The following is a 16541-nucleotide window of genomic DNA, read 5'->3' on the forward strand; positions in this document are numbered from 1 at the left end:
TCGGGCTGCCCACTGTGGCTTTGTCAGCCGGGTCGCGCTAGAACAGTTCCATGTCGCCCAGGTTCTGGGTCGCTTCAGCCAGCTGGCCGCTTGCAATCAGCGCTGAGTAGCTACAAACCTGGTTGCGTCCATGCCCTTTGGCATGGTAAACCGCCTTGTCAGCCCGCTCGAATGCACCACTGGGGGTGTCGCCAGCCTTGATTTCAGAAAAACCGATGCTGATGGTGATCTTGCCAACCTGAGGGAAAGCGTGTGCCTCGGTGGTTGCCCTGAGCCGCTCCAGAACACTGGCAGCTTCTTCTTCGCCGTTGCAGCGCATGAGCACCACGAACTCCTCCCCGCCGAAGCGGTACAGCTGGTCGTGGAAACGAAAGCATGAGCGCATCAGGCGCGCCAGTAGCAACAGGACTTCGTCCCCGATCAGGTGCCCATAGTTGTCGTTGACACGCTTGAAATGGTCAATATCGATCATGACCAGCCAATAGGTGCCTGCCGCAGTCCGGTCGCGGCGGTCACCCTGCTCATTGACTGCGGCCAGTTTTTGTTCGATGGTGGCCTTGAGAAAAGCACCGTCAAAAGTCTTGCGATTGAGAAGCTCGGTCAGGGCATCACGTTCGCCATAGTCGAGCAGACTCTGAAAGTTGAAATAGAGCCGCAAAACCCCACTGACAAGTCGTTGGGAGTCCTCCGAGAGTGGCTGGTCCGTGCCAATTTCCAGTATTCCGATCGAGTCCACGCTACCTGCCAGCGGAAAAACGGTGATGCTGGGGCAAGCGTTATTCTGTTGGACTTGCTGCAACTGAATGGCTTTTTGCCGCAGGGGCTGGTCCGCCAGACGGGGCAGCAAATCCAGGTTGGTCCAACTCGAGTCGGATGTGGGTGCCAACTGACCGGCATCCAGCTTGGCGCTGGTCAGCCATCGCTCGTTTCCCTCTTCACCCACCACCCGGCAAATCCCGGTGGTCTGGGGCTGCAGCAGGTCATTAATGGCACTGACCAACGCAATGTCGAGTGCATCTCGGTCCCGCAGGGCGGTCAGATTGGCCAGGTTATCGACGAGTTCAGGCATTTAGCGGCGCGATTTTTAAATTTGGGGCAGTGTACCTTGTCACCCTCAGTCTGTCGCTTTTTACGCGTGGTGTTTCAACCACGCTGTCGCAGGCGCTACAACATTGTCGCCACTGTGCCTTATGACAGCAGTGCCTGGGCAAATTCACGGGCATTGAAAGTCTCGAGATCCTCCAGCTTTTCTCCAATACCGATGAAGTAAACGGGAACCGGTCGCTCACGGGCGATGGCCGCCAGCACGCCACCCTTGGCCGTCCCATCCAGCTTGGTGACGATCAGACCGGTGAGCTGCAGCGCATCGTCGAAAGCCTTGACCTGCGTCAGGGCGTTTTGCCCGGTGTTGCCGTCAATGACCAGCAGCACTTCATGGGGCGCGGTCGGGTCAGCCTTTTGCACGACACGTTTGATCTTCTTCAATTCTTCCATCAGATGCAGTTGTGTTGGCAGGCGACCGGCCGTATCCACCAGCACCACGTCTTTGCCGCGTGCACGTCCGGCGCTGACCGCGTCAAAACTCACGGCTGCCGGATCGCCGCCTTCCTGGCTGATGACTTCAACGGTATTGCGGTCTGCCCAGACGCTGAGTTGCTCGCGGGCCGCTGCGCGAAAGGTGTCGGCTGCGGCGAGCAGCACCGAGGCACCCTCGTCTGCCAGGTGACGCGTGAGCTTGCCGATGGATGTGGTCTTGCCCGCACCGTTGACACCGGCCACCATGATCACGGTGGGCTGCTGCTGGCCAATGACCAGCGCCTTTTCCAGCGGCTGGAGCAATTCGGTCAGTGAAGCCACCAGGATGTTTTTCATGGCCACCGGGTGTGTAACGCCGCTGTCACGCACCTTGCGGCGCAAGTCCTGCAAAAGGTACTGCGTTGCGGCGACGCCGGCGTCGGACATCAGCAGGGCGTCCTCCAGACTCTCGTACAGCGCTTCGTCAATTTGCGCTCCACCAAAAACAGCAGAGATGCTGGAGGCGGTCTTGCCCAAGCTGGACTTGAGCTTGTCCTGCCAGGTCTTGCGCTCGGGAGGTGTGGCGACGGGTACCGGAATGTCAATCGGTGTGACCAGTGCGCGGCCAATCAGCGAGCCGCCGGTATTGGGGGGGGGCACAGTGGATGGCGCGCCAGCGACGCTGGCCATGGCTGGCGTGACCGGACTTGCCGCAGGAGCGGGTGGGGGTTTCTTTTTGAAAAAACTGAACATTTCGTGGGTTCGTAGAATCACATCATTCTATGAAACGCTGCCAGTCCCCCCTTCTTCCCCCCTTTCTGCGCTGCCGGGTCTGCCGTGCGTCGCTCGTTATCGGATTTCTTTGGGGCGCTTTGTTTGCAGGGGCTGCGATGGCGCAAACCCCGCCTGCGGTGGAGCAGTTCACCTTGCCCAATGGCCTCACCGTCATCGTCAAGCCGGATCATCGGGCCCCAACAGCCGTGCATATGTTGTGGGTGCGGGTGGGGTCCATGGACGAAGTGGACGGCACATCCGGGGTGGCGCATGTGCTGGAGCACATGATGTTTAAGGGGACCCGGTTGGTCAAGCCTGGTGAATTTTCGCGCCGGGTGGCGGCGCTGGGTGGGCGTGAGAACGCTTTCACGGGCAAGGACTACACCGGTTATTACCAGCAGATTCCCGCCAGCCGGCTGGAAGACGTCATGAAGCTGGAGGCTGACCGGTTTGCCAACAACCACTGGGCCGATGAGGAATTTAAAAAGGAGTTGGAGGTCGTCAAGGAAGAGCGCCGCCTTAGAACCGAAGACAGCCCCCGGGCCCTCATGTACGAGGCGCTCAATGCGACGGTCTTTGTAGCATCCCCCTACCGTCGCCCGATTGTGGGCTGGATGAGCGATCTGGACGCCATGACCCCGGGTGATGCGCGGGACTTTCACCGGCGCTGGTATGTACCTGCCAATGCTGTTGTGGTGGTCGCCGGTGACGTGGAAGTGACCCAGGTGCGGCGCCTTGCTGAAAAACACTATGGCAGTTTGCCCGAGCGGGCCGTTCCACCGCGTAAACCACGTGCCGAGCCGCTGCAGACAGGCATGCGGCGCATGGCTTTCAAGGCCCCGGCCGAGCAGGCCTATGTGTCTCTGGCATTCAAGGTGCCCAGTTTGCAGTCCCTTGATGGTGCTCAACCCGGGGATGCTGATGCGCTGGCGCTGACCGTGTTGGCTGCCGTGCTGGATGGCTACTCTGGCGCTCGCCTGGATCGCGTGCTGACACAGGGTGAAAATCCACTGGCCGACAGCGCTGGCGCGCACAACGGTCTGTGGGGCCGCGGGCCGCAGGTGTTTACCCTGGATGGCGTGCCAGCGCAGGGCAAGACCGCGGAGCAATTGGAGGTGGCGCTGCGTGAACAGGTGAATCGGATCGCCGCCGATGGTGTCTCCGAGACGGAGCTGAACCGCGTCAAGACCCAGTGGGTAGCCAGCGAGGTCTACAAGCTGGACTCGGTGTTCAATCAGGCACGCGAGCTGGGCAGTAATTGGGTGCAAGCTTTGCCTCTGGACGCGAGCGAACGGCTGATTGCCCGTTTGCGCGCTGTCACCGCCGATCAGGTCAGGGCCGTGGCGGGCAAATATTTTGGTGATGACCAGCTCACCGTGGCGGTCCTGCAGCCGCAGCCCCTGGACAAGACCCGCAAGCCGCGCACGCCCTTGGCTGGTTCGCGACACTGAGCGGGCATCCTGATGAACAAGGTGAATACTATAAAAAAGATAGCTTCTTGCTTAATATCGACGTGGGCTATGGGCATTTTTTTTCCCGCTTCTGCGCTGGCGGCCATTCCGGTGGTGCATTGGACGCAGGCATCCGGGGCGCAGATTTATCTGGTGCAGAGCCCGGCCATTCCGATGGTGGACGTGCAGCTTGATTTTGATGCCGGCAGCCGTCGCGATCCGCCAGAGCAGGCCGGCTTGGCGAGTGTCACGGCCGGCATGACCTCCAAAGGCGTGGCGGCGACGGCCACCGAAGCTGCGCTGGATGAAAACGGTTTGAGTGAAGCCTGGGCTGATCTGGGGGCCTCGTTTGGCGCTGGCGCCAGTGGTGATCGCATGAGCTTTTCGCTGCGCTCACTGGCTTACCCGGATCTCCTGGGCAAGGCTGCCTTGCTGGCCGCGCGCCAAATGGGCGAACCGGCATTTCCGGCTGCAGTCTGGCTACGCGAGCGTGACCGCCTGAATGCGGCCTTGCGAGAAGCCAATACCCGTCCGGCAACTCTGGCGGGGCGCGCCTTCAATGCGGCGGTTTATGGGCAACACCCCTATGGATTCGAGATGACCGAAGCCACGCTGGCGCGCATCAGTGTGGGGGATATGAAGGCAGCTTACAGCCGTCTGGTTCTGCCCTGCCGGGCCAAGGTGACGATCGTGGGGGCGCTGGACCGGGCGCAGGCTGACGCATTGGTCAGGCAGATTTTTTCCCGTATGTCCGCAACGGGTATGTCGTCCACTGCATGCCCGGCGCTCCCCTTGGTGGCAGAGGTGGCAGCGCTGGAGCAAGCTGTTGAGAAAAGAATTGCTTTCGATTCGGCGCAGGCCCATGTCCTGATCGGGCAACCTGGGTTCAAACGTGACGATCCGGATTTCTTTGCCATCACCGTTGGCAACTATATTTTGGGTGGTGGCGGTTTTGTGTCCCGCCTGAGCACCGAGGTGCGGGAAAAGCGTGGCTTGAGTTACAGCGTGTACAGCTATTTTTCGCCGGGGCTGCACGCTGGCGCGTTCACCGTCGGGTTGCAAACCCGGCCTGACCAGGCCGATCAGGCCGTTCAGGTGTCGCGCGACGTCGTGGCCAATTTCGTGGACAAAGGTCCGACCGAGACAGAACTCAAAGCGGCCAAGGACAATCTGATCGGCGGCTTCGCCCTGCGCATCGACAGCAACCGAAAGCTGCTGGACAACATCGCCAACATGGCCTGGAACAATTTGCCGCTGGACTACCTGGACACCTGGAGCCAGAAAGTGGATGCGATCACGGTCACAGACATCCGGGCGGCCTTTTCGCGCAAGCTGCAGCCCGAAAAAATGGTGACCGTGATATTGGGCGGCGCGTCCCGTTAAGCTCGCTGGTATGAAAAAACAAGAATCCAAATCTCCGACCCAACCGGCAAAGAAGGGCGCCACTGGCAAAGATGCGTCAGCGGCTGGCGCTCGCGCGCATGAGGTGCGCATCATCGGCGGCTTGTGGAAGCGTACCAAGCTGGCCGTGGCCGACAAGCCTGGCTTGCGCCCGACACCCGATCGTGTGCGCGAGACCTTGTTCAACTGGTTGGGTCAGGACTTGAGCGGCTGGCGTTGCATTGACGCTTTTGCGGGGACCGGTGCGCTGGGTTTTGAGGCTGCATCGCGTGGCGCCAAAGAAGTGCGTCTGGTCGAGCAGGATGGTGCTTTGGTGGCTCAGCTCAAGCGTGTGCAAACACAACTGCAGGCCAGTGCCACGCAAATCGTGCGCGGCGATGGCGTGGCGGCGCTCAAGCATCTGGACCCCGCCAGCGTGGATGCCGTGTTCCTTGACCCGCCTTTTGATTCCGACCTGTTTGAAGCGGCGCTACAAGCGGCGGGTCGCACGCTGGCTCCCGGCGGTTTTGTTTACCTGGAGGCGCCCACGGCCTGGACCGATGAGCAGCTGGCAGGTGCCGGGCTGATGGTGTACCGGCATCTGAAGGCGGGTGCAGTGCATGCCCATTTGCTCAAGCGGCTTGCCTAGTGCGGCGCATTGCACTGCATAATGCGGCGCAAACGAGTCCTGAGATGAAAAGACAGTCCCCCTCCACTTGACCTACAGGCCGAAGAATATGTCCCATAGCGTGATTGCCGTCTACCCCGGTACCTTTGACCCCATGACCCTTGGTCATGAAGACCTGGTCCGACGGGCAACCCAGTTGTTTGACCGCGTCATCGTGGCCGTGGCGGTGGGCCACCACAAAAAGACCATGTTTTCATTGGAGGAGCGGATGGACATGGTGCGTGAAGCTGTTAAGTCTTACCCGCAGGTGGAGGTGGCGAGTTTTGCCGGTTTGATGCGTGATTTCGTGGTGGCGCAGGGCGCCAAGGCCATGGTGCGTGGCTTGCGCGCCGTGACGGACTTTGACTACGAGTTCCAGCTTGCGGGCATGAACCGCACCCTGATGCCGCAGGTGGAAACTGTTTTCCTCACCCCCAGCGACAAGTACCAGTTCATCTCCAGCACCTTTGTGCGTGAGATCGCCACGCTGGGTGGCGAGGTGGACAAGTTCGTCTCGCCCGTGGTCAATGAGCGCTTGATGGAGAAGGTTCGCGGCTCGGCCCGGACTTGAACCCACCAGCATGAGGTGCCGGTGCAACGTGGGCCAGCCAGGCCAACAGCGCTGCATTCACTTCGCTGGGTCGTTCCATGGTCAGCATGTGGCCGCATTGCCCAATGAGCTGAAATTCGGCACCTTGGATCAGGCCTGCAATTTCACGCGAGCATTCGGGCGGCGTCAGCCGGTCGGCATCACCGCACAGCACCAGCGTGGGGCAGGTGATTTCGCTCAGATGGGGCCGCGCATCGGGGCGCGACATCAGCGCCCGGGTTTGCTGAATCAACTGTTCGGCGCCAGCTTCCAGGACAAAATCCAGGTAGGTTTGCAACAGGGCCGCATCATCCGCCCGGCTCGGATGAAACGCCATGGGCAAATTCACTTTCAGGATCGCTTTGGTGCGGCCTTGCCTGAACATGTTGATGGTTGCTTCGCGCAAGGTCCGCATCGCGTCTGTTTCAGGCCGCGCATTGGTGCCCAGCAAGGCCAAAGCCTTCACACGCTCTGGTGCCTGGCGCACCGCTTCCATGGCCAGACTGCCGCCCATGGAGGCCCCCACCAGGATCAGATCGCCCGGATGCTCCTGCAGCAGGGCGGCAGCCATCTCCTGCAGCGTGGTGTGGCGCGCGTGCACATTGGTCACCACAACGTCCAGGTGTGATGGCATGGCGGCCACCTGGTGCTGCCACATCACGGCATCGGCCGCCAGGCCGGGCAGGAAAACAAGTTCGGTCATGAGGCTGGTATCGGTCCTAGACTGGCGTATATTGACCCATCTCAAGACTGCCCCCTGGGGGCTGGTCTACGCTTGAGAGGTTTGGTATCACATTCCAGTCGGAGAAAAAAATGAACATATTATTGCCTGTGGATGGTTCCGCGGTCTCTTTGGAGGCCGTTCGGTTTGCAGTACGCATGGCGCGGTCCGGTCTGGACGTCAGCGCGGTTCTGGCGAATGTGCAGGAACCTGCCACTTTGTATGAGTTGGTGGTGGCGCATGATCCGGAAGTGATTGCGCAAGTGAGTGCGGCCGCTGGCGCGCATACGCTGCAAGCTGCAGAGGCGCTGCTGAAAGAGGCGAATATCCCTTACCAGTCTGAAGTGGCATCAGGTGACCCGGCGCACACCATCCTTGACATTGTGGAGCGTTTTGAATGCGATCTGGTGGTGATGGGCGCCAGTGGAACCAGCACCTTGCGCAGTGCCTTGCTGGGTTCTGTCTCCAACGAGGTTCTGCACGCAGCGAATGTGCCGGTGATGATTGTCAAGGCCAGTCAGGACGTCGAAGCCGAGGACTGAAGGACTTCTGGGGCTGCTGACAGCTGGGGCCAGGGTCGCTGCGGGTCACGCAGCATTTCAAAAGCACGCGAAACCTGCAGCACCCCCAAATCATCAAACCGGCGCCCGGCAATCTGCAGGCCAATGGGCAAGCCACTGCGGGTATAGCCGCAGTTGATGGACGCCGCAGGTTGCTCCGACATGTTGTAGGGCACGGTGAACCCGATGTGCTCCAGCGGGTGCAGCGGGTCATTGGTGGGCGAAGGCAGCTCCGCCGCAAAAGCCGGCATCGGGGAGGTGGGTGAAATCACGAAATCAAAGGGCTGACAAGCGCGCACACTGGCCAGGCGGGTGGCGTGAAACTGGCTGAATGCTGCAAACACCTGTGCGCCGCTCATGCCGGCTGCGCTGTCGGCCCATTGCTGGATGTAAGGCAGCACGGTGGCTTTTTTTTCGGCTGGTAGTGCTGACAGATCGAGGTGCGAGCGCATGCGCCAGGCATGGTCCATGCCGTCCAGCATGGCTTGTGTCATGAAGGGCTGCATCGGCTCGATGATGGCGCCGGCGCGCTCGAAAATGCGGGCCGCATGTTCAATGGCCTGGCGCACCTCCGGCTCCACTGCCAGTCCGCAACCGGCTTCCAGAAGCAACCCGATTCTGAGCCCGCGCAGTATCTCCACCCCCCGGTCAAACTGATCCCACGCAATGGCCTGGTAGGGCAGGCTCATGCTGTCGCGGGCATCCGGCAGTGACAGCGCCTGCATCATGAGTGCCGAGTCCGCCACGGTACGCGTCATGGGCCCTGCCGCACGCCCGGTGTAGGGGGGATCGATCGGGATGCGACCCAGGCTGGGTTTGAGGCTGAAAATGCCACACCAGCCCGCTGGCAGGCGCAGCGAGCCACCAATGTCGGTGCCCACATGCAGCGGGCCATAGCCTGCCGCTGCGGCGGCCCCGCCACCGGCACTGGAACCGCCGGGTGTTTTGCTCAGATCCCATGGGTTGCGCGCCAGTGGATGAAAGCTGGACAAGCCGCTGGAGAGCATGCCGTAGTCGGGCATGGTGGTCTTGCAGACCATCACCGCGCCCGCCTCGAACAGGCGCGCGGCAGGCGGCGCGTCCGTCAGCGCGGGTGTCAGGTTGGATGCGCGGGTGCCCAGTGGCATGGGATCGCCCCGGGTTGCAATGTTTTCCTTGAGGGTAAGGGGTACGCCATCAAGCGGGCCACAAGGCTCACCGCGCTGCCAGCGGGCCTCCGATGCCCGCGCCTGCACCATCGCGATCTCTGGCCGCAGCAGGTAGCTGGCATGGATATAAGGTTCCCAGCGCTCAATGTGCGCCAGCACCGATTGAGTGACTTCCAGGGGCGAGAGTTCTTTACGCCGATAGGCGGAAATCAGCGCGTGGGCGCCAAGTTCGTTCAAGGGAATGCTGGGTATGGTCATGATGCCAGTGGGGTGTTTGCCCCGTGCTGTGCCAGAACGCCGATAATTCGATGCATGTTAGTCACCCTGAAAACTCTTGACGATGTAGCGGATGGTAAGCCATGGCTTTGATCATCACCGACGAGTGCATCAATTGCGACGTGTGCGAGCCGGAATGCCCCAATGAAGCCATTTACCTGGGTCCCGAGATCTATGAGATCGACCCGCAGAAATGCACTGAATGCGTAGGTCATTTTGATGAACCCCAGTGCGTTCAGGTCTGCCCGGTCGCCTGCATACCCGTCAATCCGAAGTTCGTGGAAGACAAGGAGACGCTATGGCAAAAGTACCGGCGCTTGCAGCTTGAGGTGAAGAAAACGACCAGCCATTGAGCTAGCCCCGGCGCATCAAGGTGAGCTCAGGGCCGAGTTTCATCCTTACCGAGGCTCTGGGTCCTTTTTGCCGGTGGCATGTTTTTTCTTTTTCTGACCAGGCACCTGTGCCGTGAAGTAGGGGGGAGCCTTCTTTTTCTTCTTTTTGCTCACCTGGCGTGGACTGGTCGTGTCGAGGGCATCACCGCTCGCCGGTTTGGCAGGAGGCGTATTGACAGCCAGATCCTTTTTTTCTTGCTCCAGCCGTGCCTTTTCCATCGCTCTGGCCGCCTCAGAGTTGCGGCGAGTTGCATCGTCAGCCTGTGTTTTTTGTTCGCTGCTTCGTTTGTCTGTTGCGTCAATCGCGACAGCGCCGGGACAGGGTGTCTGGTTGTAGGTATCCCCGCATTTATAGGCATTTTGGGCTAAGGCCCACGTCGAAAAACAACATGTCGCTATTAAAAAAATAGCTTTAAGAGTTCGGTTTGGCATGGGATTCTTCCTGCGCAGGGATGACTTGAACAGTGGGTGGATTGCTGGGGTTTTCTGGTCGTGGTGGCTTGGGCCGCGGCGGCTTGCTGGTGTGGACCTGCATCATGGCCTTGTTCATATCACCGCTGAGAAAGTGCGGCAGGGCCTTGAGCGCACGGTCAATTGTCTGTTCGATGGCAATGCGTTCATCCAACGGTGGCTTTTTCAGCACCCAGTTGACGACTTCCGATTTGACGCCCGGATGTCCGACCCCCAGTCGCAGGCGCCAGTAGTCGTCTGTGCCGAGTTGGGCGTGAATGTCCCGCAAGCCGTTGTGGCCGGCGTGGCTGCCCCCGAGCTTGAGCTTGGCTTCGCCTGGCGCGATATCCAGCTCGTCATGGGCTACCAGTATTTCCTGAGGTTGAATTTTGAAAAAACGCGCCAAGCCCGCCACCGATTTGCCTGACAGGTTCATGAAAGTCTGGGGTTCGAGCAGCCATACCGTTTGACCGTTCACAGATGTGCGTGCGAGCAAGCCGTGGTAGCTCTTGTCCATCACCAAGCTGGCTTTGAGTTCGCGAGCCACCGCGTCGATCCACCAGAAGCCTGCATTGTGCCGTGTGGATTCGTATTCCGGTCCAGGGTTGCCCAGACCAACAAAAAGTCTAATCATGCGCAAATTATCAGGGCAAGTTCAGAAAACAAAATGGCCCACCGAAGTGGGCCATTCAGGTGCGCTGGGCGCGTAATCTTTAAGGGATTACTTTTTCTTGGCGGCCGCAGCAGCCTTGCCGGCTGCAGCTTTGCCAGCCGCCGCAGCGGCGCCAGGAGCGGCAGCAGCAGCGCCTGCCTCGGCAGCAGGTGCTTCAGCTGCGGCAATGACCACCACCGACACGAGGACGGGGTTGTTCTTGCCGTGAGTCACAGCGGTCACGCCTTTTGGCAAGGCGATGTCGGCCAAATGCAGGGATGCACCTTTCTTCAAGCCGCTCAAGTCCACAGCGATGAACTCAGGCAGGTCGGAGGGCAGGCACAGCACTTCAATTTCAGTCACCACGTGGTTGGCAATGCAACCTTCGGTTTTGACTGCTGGCGAATTTTCGTCGCCGCTGTAGTGCAATGGCACCTTCATGTGCAGTTTGGTGTTGGCATCGACGCGCTGGAAGTCAATGTGCAGGATGAGCTGTTTGAAGGGGTGCATTTGCACGTCGCGCAACAAAACCTTGTGCTCTTTGCCGTCCATTTCCATGTCCAGAACGGTGGAGTGGAACACTTCCTTTTTCAGGGCGTGCCACAGTGCGTTGTGGTCAAGTTCGATGAGCGAGGGTTCACCTGTGCCACCGTAGACGATACCGGGCGTGCGACCGGAAATGCGGAGACGGCGGCTCGCACCCGTGCCCTGCTTGGCGCGCTCAAAAGCGACGAATTTCATACTCTTACTCCTGAAAGAGTCCACCGCGACCAGTGTGACTCCGATTTAAAAAAGCCTGGTCAACCCCGAGAGTTGAACCAAGCCCACTTTTGCCCGAATCAGAAAAGGTTTTCTTGATCCGAGAACAAACTCATGACCGACTCGCCTTTGGCAATGCGCTGGATCGTTTCGGCGATCAGAGGTGCCACGCTGAGTTGTCGAATTTTTTGGCAAGCCGCGGCGGCTTGGCTCAAGGGAATTGTGTTGGTCACCACCACTTCATCGAGCGCACCGCCGTTGGTGATGCGTTCAATGGCAGGACCCGAGAAAATGGGGTGGGTGCAATACGCGTAAACCTTCTTGGCGCCGCGTTCTTTCAAGACCTCGGCTGCCTTGACCAAGGTGCCGGCGGTGTCGATCATGTCATCCATGATGACGCAGTTGCGACCGTCGATTTCGCCGATGACGTGCATCACTTCGCTCACATTGGCCTTGGGACGCCGCTTGTCGATGATGGCCAAATCGCAGTTGAGCTGCTTGGCCAAAGCCCGCGCGCGCACCACGCCACCGACATCGGGTGAGACAACGATCAGGTCTTCGTAGTTTTTCTGGCGCAAATCACCCAGCAAAACGGGAGACGCGTAAATGTTGTCGACCGGTATATCAAAGAATCCCTGGATCTGGTCCGCGTGCAAATCCATGGTCAGAACGCGCGCCACACCCACTGCCTGAAGCATATTGGCCACCACCTTGGCGGTGATGGGCACACGGCTGGAACGCGGGCGGCGGTCTTGCCGGGCATAACCAAAGTAGGGGATGACGGCGCTGATGCGTTCTGCCGAGGCGCGCTTGAGTGCGTCCACCATGATCAGCAATTCCATCAGGTTTTCGTTGGTCGGCGCGCAGGTGCTTTGCACCACAAACACATCACGGGCACGAACGTTTTGATTGATCTCGACAGTTACTTCACCGTCGGAAAAGCGACCAACCGTCGCAGCGCCGAGGGAAATATTCAGATGGCGGGCAATGTCCGCGGCCATGCCGGGATTGGCGTTGCCGGTAAAAACCATGAAATCAGGGGTTGGAGCAGCCTGCATGAGAATCCCAGCGATTGAGTAACGATTGGCGCCTGTATATCCAGCGTGCAGGACATACAACATGAAAAATTTGGCAGGGGAAGAAGGATTCGAACCTTCGCATGCTGGAATCAAAATCCAGTGCCTTAACCAACTTGGCGACTCCCCTACACGGGTCGGTAGCTCAACGCTACAAACCGATATCCTGTTCCGACATATTGTCGCTGGCTGCCCAGCCCACTAGGGGATGAACTGCCAGATTGTTGCAAAGCCTGACCACAAAGGTACGGGGTACGTTCGACAAATCAATGTCCTGCAACACTTGTGCAAATACAGCACTTCCAGAGCCAGTCATCCGACCATCAAGTCCACATGAAGCAAGCCAGTCTAGGGCCTGGGTCACGCCGGGACAAAGTCTTTGGGCGACACTCTGCAAGTCGTTCCGGCCGAAGCTGAATGCATTTGCAGCGAAGCCTGAAATTATAGCAGTTTTACTGTCCCTTTTGAGCAAAGGATCCGAGAAAATTAGTCTGGTATCCAGTCCTTGTGCAGGTTTGACCACCAAAAACCGACCTTTCGGCAGCGTGACAGGGGTCATTTTCTCGCCAATACCCTCGACCCATGCGTTGTGCCCGCCCAGGAAAAATGGCACATCGGCGCCCAGCTGCAGTCCGATCTGAATGAGCTTTTCTACTGAATAATCAAGTTGCCACAGGCGATTCAAGGCCAGCAGGGTTGATGCCGCATCGGATGAGCCGCCACCCATGCCCGCCTGTGCAGGAATGCGTTTCTCTATGGCGATGTGGACGCCGTGCGGACTGTTGCTGGCTGCCTTCAGAAGGCCTGCGGCACGCACGATCAGGTCGTCGGCGGGCAAGGGTGTGATCAGATCTTCGCGACTGATCCGGCCGTCTGCACGCAGGTCAAAGTGCAGCGTGTCGCACCAGTCGATCAGCATGAAGACGGATTGCAGCAGGTGGTAGCCATCCTCTCTTCTTCCTGTGATGTGCAGGAACAGGTTGAGCTTGGCGGGGGCGCTTACGTCGTAGAGCGATTTCATTTTTCAAGTACCAGACGGAGTTCCGCCAGCGGGGCGGGGGCCATGCGTCGCGCAGTGATTCGGCCTTGGTCGTGCTGGGACAGATCGGCATCCCAGCCCGATGCTGCCACGTGATCGCCGGCCAGCCATGCGAACAGGGCTGCGACAGGAATCTCGACGCCGACAGCCTGCTTGATCAGGGCGTCCAGTGACTCGAAGTGGCGGACCTCGCCGTTGGTGCGCATGAGCGCACTGCCCGAGGACCAGGACAGGGCTGCTACCGTGCTACCCAGCGGGGTGTACAGAATCAGTTCGCCAGCCACACCGTTGCCCCTCAGTTCAAACCCGGCCGAAAAAGACCGGGATGGATCGGATTCCACCTTGACGGCAAGCCGCCCTCGCCAAGGCGCAATGCCGTTTTGCCCTTCCAAAGTGGCTTGTGGCGGGACTGCGCAGCCACCCAACAAGAAGACGGCGCAAAAAATTGCCGCGCAAATGCTTCTGAGCGCCGATCTCACAGCTTCACACGCAGGCGTTTGAGAGTGTCCAGCAAAGTTTCATTCTGTGCGTTGATCTGCACGCCTTCCTTCCAGACGTTCATGGCCTGGTCGCGGCGACCCATGATCCATAAAACTTCACCCAGATGGGCGGCGATCTCTGCATCGGGCTTTGCTTTGAAAGCCGCCTGCAAAATGCGGACGGATTCAGTCAGGTTGCCGGCGCGGAACTCCACCCAGCCCAGGCTGTCGCTGATGAACGGGTCTCCGGGCGCATATTCCAGCGCTTTGAGAATAAGTTGCCGCGCTTCAGGCAGGCGGGTGTTGCGTTCTGCCAGCGAATAACCCAAGGCGTTGTAGGCGTGGTGATACTCGGGCTTGCCCGCCATCACGCTGCGCAACAGACGCTCCATATCCTCCAGATTGCCCATCTTTTCGGCCACCATGGCCATGTCGTAGACAAGGTCAAAGTCGTTGGCATTCCGGGCTGAGGCTTCTGCCAGCAGGTCATACGCCATCTTGTATTTCTTGCTGTCGCGCAGCAACTGGACTTCGGCCGTGATTTTCAATCGGGCGTCTGCGGGGGACCGCTCTGGCAAGCCCCGAATCAGTTTGCGCGCCTCCTCCAGTTTGCCCTGGCGGGCCAGAATGGCAGATCGTCGCAGCTGGGCGTTGAGCATGTCGTTGGGGCTGTCAATGCGGTTCAGCCACTGCTCGGCCTCGACGAAGTCTTTTCGCTGTTCGGCAATCTGGGCCAGGGAAAGGTAAGCCTGTACCAGGCCACGCTCGGTTGGCGCGCGCGCTGTGGCGGTACGCTTGGCCGTCGCCAAATCGACATAACGCTTGAGGGAGCGCTCTGCGACCGAAGGCTTGCCGTCTTGCAGTTCAAGTGCACCCAGTATCAGCCAGGGCTCCGGATAGTCCGGCTTTTCTGCCGTCATGATTTGAAGCTGGGCCGTGGCTTCCGCGTAGCGCTGCGTGTCCAGCAGAACGCGAACATACTCCATCCGCAATTCGGGCAATGCTTTGCCTTCAAGGTATTTTTTGACAATCACCTCGGCTTGGGGCGCCTTGGGGCTCATCATGGACAATGCCAAGACAACGGGGACTTCGGATTTCACATCCAAAGCCTGGGCATTGCGGGCTGCTTCGATCGCGCCGTTGATGTCGCCTGCTTCGAAACGAAGTCGTCCGATCACGCTCCAGGCTGCAACCCCTACCGTCGCTGGCGTCAGAAAATCCGTGAGAACCTGTTCGATCGTGGTGGCTGCGAGTTTCTTGTCCGTTGCCCGGGCAAAGTAGCGCGGAATGGCCATGATGGCGGTCACACGGTCTTTGGGGTCAACGGCGGCAATCTCCCGCTTCAGTGGCTCTGCGGTCTCGCCAATGCGGTTCAGGCCAATCAATATCTGCAGGATGTAACGATTTGCTTCCCGGGACGCCGGGATGGCCAGCTTCCATGCCCGGGCGGCCTGCAGGGCTGATTCGCCCGAGCGCGCCTGGAGTGCGATGTCGACGGCTCTTTGAAACAGTTTGGGGTCGTTGGTTTTGCGCGCAGCGTCCAGCATCAGCGAGTAACCCACACCCGGTTCACCGCTTCGTGCATTCAACTCCCCCAACAGCAGTTGGTAAAACAAGCCGCTGTCCAGAGCCGAACTGATGGGCGGGGCCGGTTTGCTCTCGGGCGTCTGGGCGTACGTGGCGACACTACCAAGCGCAAGGAGGGCAAGGAAAATAGGGTTAAAGCGAGACATCCATTCATAATAATCCATGACAGCAGAAATTACGCCCTATGCCCGAATTGCCCGAAGTTGAAGTCACACGGCTGAGTTTTGCCGACGAAATTGCCGGTGCGAAAGTGCTGTCTGCGCGTTTGGGCAAAGCCTTGCGATGGCCGCTGGGCTGCGCCGTGGAGCATCTCGCCGGGAGAGCTGTGCTGGCGGTGCGCAGGCGGGGCAAGTATTTGTTGATCGATCTGGACCAGGGCTTGTTGCTGGTGCACCTGGGCATGTCTGGAAGTCTTCGATTTTCAAGTCACTTGCCACAGGCGGGAGTTCATGACCATTTTGATCTGGTAACGACCCGGGGAACACTTCGGCTCAATGACCCTCGCCGGTTTGGAGCGGTCGTCTATGCAGACAGCGAGGCTGCTCCCATTGCGCAAAAGCTGCTGGGCAAACTCGGGATGGAGCCTTTGTCTGCTGATTTTGATGTTGACCGGTTTCATACCGCCGTGAAGCGGCGCAAGATGTCGATCAAGCAGGTGTTGCTGGCAGGCGACGTTGTCGTGGGGGTTGGGAACATCTATGCGTCGGAGGCGCTGTTTCTGGCCGGGATCCGGCCAACCTTGAGCGCTGACCGCCTGAGCCGACCACGCGCCGCCAAGCTGTGCGCGGCCATCCGGGATGTTCTTGCGCGCGCCGTGGCAAAGGGCGGCAGTACGCTGAGGGACTTTTCGAGCGCCAACGGCGAGAGCGGCTATTTCCAGCTTGAAGCCATGGTGTATGGCCGCGAGGGGCAACCCTGCCGGGTGTGCGGCGGTCCCATCAAATCGATCCGGCAGGGCCAGCGTTCGACGTTTTTCTGTCCCACTTGCCAGAAAGCGTGAGTGCTTGGCATGAACTCGGTGCTATA

18 protein-coding genes and 1 tRNA gene are annotated in these 16541 nt (G+C 59.5%); 7 read left to right on the plus strand and 12 right to left on the minus strand.

Annotation, left to right across the window (positions count from 1 at the left end):
• Nucleotides 1-37 precede the first annotated feature (37 nt).
• The gene (locus IV109_RS02715; protein ID WP_296691715.1) at nt 38-1069 is read right to left on the minus strand and encodes a GGDEF domain-containing protein; all 1032 of its coding nucleotides are present in this window, start codon (nt 1067-1069) and stop codon (nt 38-40) included.
• Between the two features lie 119 nt (nt 1070-1188).
• Nucleotides 1189-2268: a signal recognition particle-docking protein FtsY gene (gene ftsY / locus IV109_RS02720; protein WP_296691717.1), complete on the minus strand. Its 1080-nt coding sequence runs from the start codon at nt 2266-2268 to the stop codon at nt 1189-1191.
• A gap of 137 nt (nt 2269-2405) precedes the next feature.
• Here ftsY and IV109_RS02725 point away from each other — a divergent pair, with 137 nt between their 5' ends.
• The 4 genes from IV109_RS02725 to coaD all read left to right on the plus strand — a co-directional run bounded on the left by IV109_RS02725 (nt 2406) and on the right by coaD (nt 6358).
• Entirely contained in the window at nt 2406-3740 is a 1335-nt protein-coding gene (locus tag IV109_RS02725) for a pitrilysin family protein (protein WP_296691719.1), read from the plus strand.
• Between the two features lie 69 nt (nt 3741-3809).
• Nucleotides 3810-5123, plus strand: coding sequence for a pitrilysin family protein (locus tag IV109_RS02730; protein WP_296691720.1), 1314 nt, complete (start codon nt 3810-3812; stop codon nt 5121-5123).
• 10 nt (nt 5124-5133) lie between these two features.
• A complete protein-coding gene (gene rsmD / locus IV109_RS02735) occupies nt 5134-5769 on the plus strand; it encodes a 16S rRNA (guanine(966)-N(2))-methyltransferase RsmD (RefSeq protein WP_296691722.1) in 636 nt (211 codons plus the stop codon).
• A gap of 88 nt (nt 5770-5857) precedes the next feature.
• On the plus strand, nt 5858-6358 hold the full coding sequence (gene coaD, locus IV109_RS02740; protein ID WP_296691725.1) for a pantetheine-phosphate adenylyltransferase: 501 nt from the start codon (nt 5858-5860) through the stop codon (nt 6356-6358).
• On the opposite strand, the gene IV109_RS02745 is transcribed toward coaD, so the two are convergent.
• Nucleotides 6312-7079, minus strand: a complete 768-nt coding sequence (locus tag IV109_RS02745) for an alpha/beta fold hydrolase (RefSeq protein ID WP_296691727.1) — start codon at nt 7077-7079, stop codon at nt 6312-6314. The genes coaD and IV109_RS02745 overlap by 47 nt on opposite strands.
• Nucleotides 7080-7189: 110 nt before the next feature.
• Between IV109_RS02745 and IV109_RS02750 the strand changes: the two genes are divergently transcribed.
• Nucleotides 7190-7639, plus strand: coding sequence for a universal stress protein (locus IV109_RS02750; protein ID WP_296691729.1), 450 nt, complete (start codon nt 7190-7192; stop codon nt 7637-7639).
• Here IV109_RS02750 and IV109_RS02755 read toward each other — a convergent pair.
• Entirely contained in the window at nt 7615-9063 is a 1449-nt protein-coding gene (locus tag IV109_RS02755) for an amidase (protein WP_296691731.1), read from the minus strand. The genes IV109_RS02750 and IV109_RS02755 overlap by 25 nt on opposite strands.
• Nucleotides 9064-9164: 101 nt before the next feature.
• On the opposite strand from IV109_RS02755, the gene IV109_RS02760 reads away from it, so the two are divergent.
• The gene (locus IV109_RS02760; protein WP_296691733.1) at nt 9165-9434 is read left to right on the plus strand and encodes a YfhL family 4Fe-4S dicluster ferredoxin; all 270 of its coding nucleotides are present in this window, start codon (nt 9165-9167) and stop codon (nt 9432-9434) included.
• Between the two features lie 45 nt (nt 9435-9479).
• Here the strand turns inward: IV109_RS02760 and IV109_RS02765 are convergent, their stop codons facing one another.
• The 8 genes from IV109_RS02765 to IV109_RS02800 all read right to left on the minus strand — a co-directional run bounded on the left by IV109_RS02765 (nt 9480) and on the right by IV109_RS02800 (nt 15661).
• Complete coding sequence (locus IV109_RS02765; protein ID WP_296691735.1) at nt 9480-9905, minus strand: hypothetical protein; 426 nt, start codon at nt 9903-9905, stop codon at nt 9480-9482.
• Nucleotides 9886-10557 carry an aminoacyl-tRNA hydrolase gene (gene pth / locus IV109_RS02770; protein ID WP_296691737.1) on the minus strand — a complete coding sequence of 224 codons (672 nt, stop codon included), beginning with the start codon at nt 10555-10557 and terminating at the stop codon, nt 9886-9888. Before pth ends, IV109_RS02765 begins: the two co-directional genes overlap by 20 nt.
• Before the next feature lie 87 nt (nt 10558-10644).
• Nucleotides 10645-11316: a 50S ribosomal protein L25/general stress protein Ctc gene (locus IV109_RS02775; protein ID WP_296691740.1), complete on the minus strand. Its 672-nt coding sequence runs from the start codon at nt 11314-11316 to the stop codon at nt 10645-10647.
• Nucleotides 11317-11414: 98 nt separating this feature from the next.
• Nucleotides 11415-12392: a ribose-phosphate pyrophosphokinase gene (locus IV109_RS02780; RefSeq protein WP_296691741.1), complete on the minus strand. Its 978-nt coding sequence runs from the start codon at nt 12390-12392 to the stop codon at nt 11415-11417.
• Between the two features lie 71 nt (nt 12393-12463).
• Nucleotides 12464-12540 (minus strand) — tRNA-Gln (locus tag IV109_RS02785).
• A gap of 21 nt (nt 12541-12561) precedes the next feature.
• Entirely contained in the window at nt 12562-13431 is an 870-nt protein-coding gene (gene ispE / locus IV109_RS02790; protein ID WP_296691744.1) for a 4-(cytidine 5'-diphospho)-2-C-methyl-D-erythritol kinase, read from the minus strand.
• Entirely contained in the window at nt 13428-13841 is a 414-nt protein-coding gene (locus tag IV109_RS02795; protein ID WP_296691747.1) for an outer membrane lipoprotein LolB, read from the minus strand. Before IV109_RS02795 ends, ispE begins: the two co-directional genes overlap by 4 nt.
• 83 nt (nt 13842-13924) lie before the next feature.
• Nucleotides 13925-15661: a tetratricopeptide repeat protein gene (locus IV109_RS02800; protein WP_296691750.1), complete on the minus strand. Its 1737-nt coding sequence runs from the start codon at nt 15659-15661 to the stop codon at nt 13925-13927.
• A 38-nt stretch (nt 15662-15699) separates the two neighbouring features.
• On the opposite strand from IV109_RS02800, the gene mutM reads away from it, so the two are divergent.
• Nucleotides 15700-16515 carry a bifunctional DNA-formamidopyrimidine glycosylase/DNA-(apurinic or apyrimidinic site) lyase gene (gene mutM, locus IV109_RS02805; RefSeq protein ID WP_296691752.1) on the plus strand — a complete coding sequence of 272 codons (816 nt, stop codon included), beginning with the start codon at nt 15700-15702 and terminating at the stop codon, nt 16513-16515.
• Nucleotides 16516-16541 lie beyond the last annotated feature (26 nt).

Source organism: Rhodoferax sp. (assembly GCF_018780565.1).
Taxonomy (GTDB): domain Bacteria; phylum Pseudomonadota; class Gammaproteobacteria; order Burkholderiales; family Burkholderiaceae_C; genus Rhodoferax.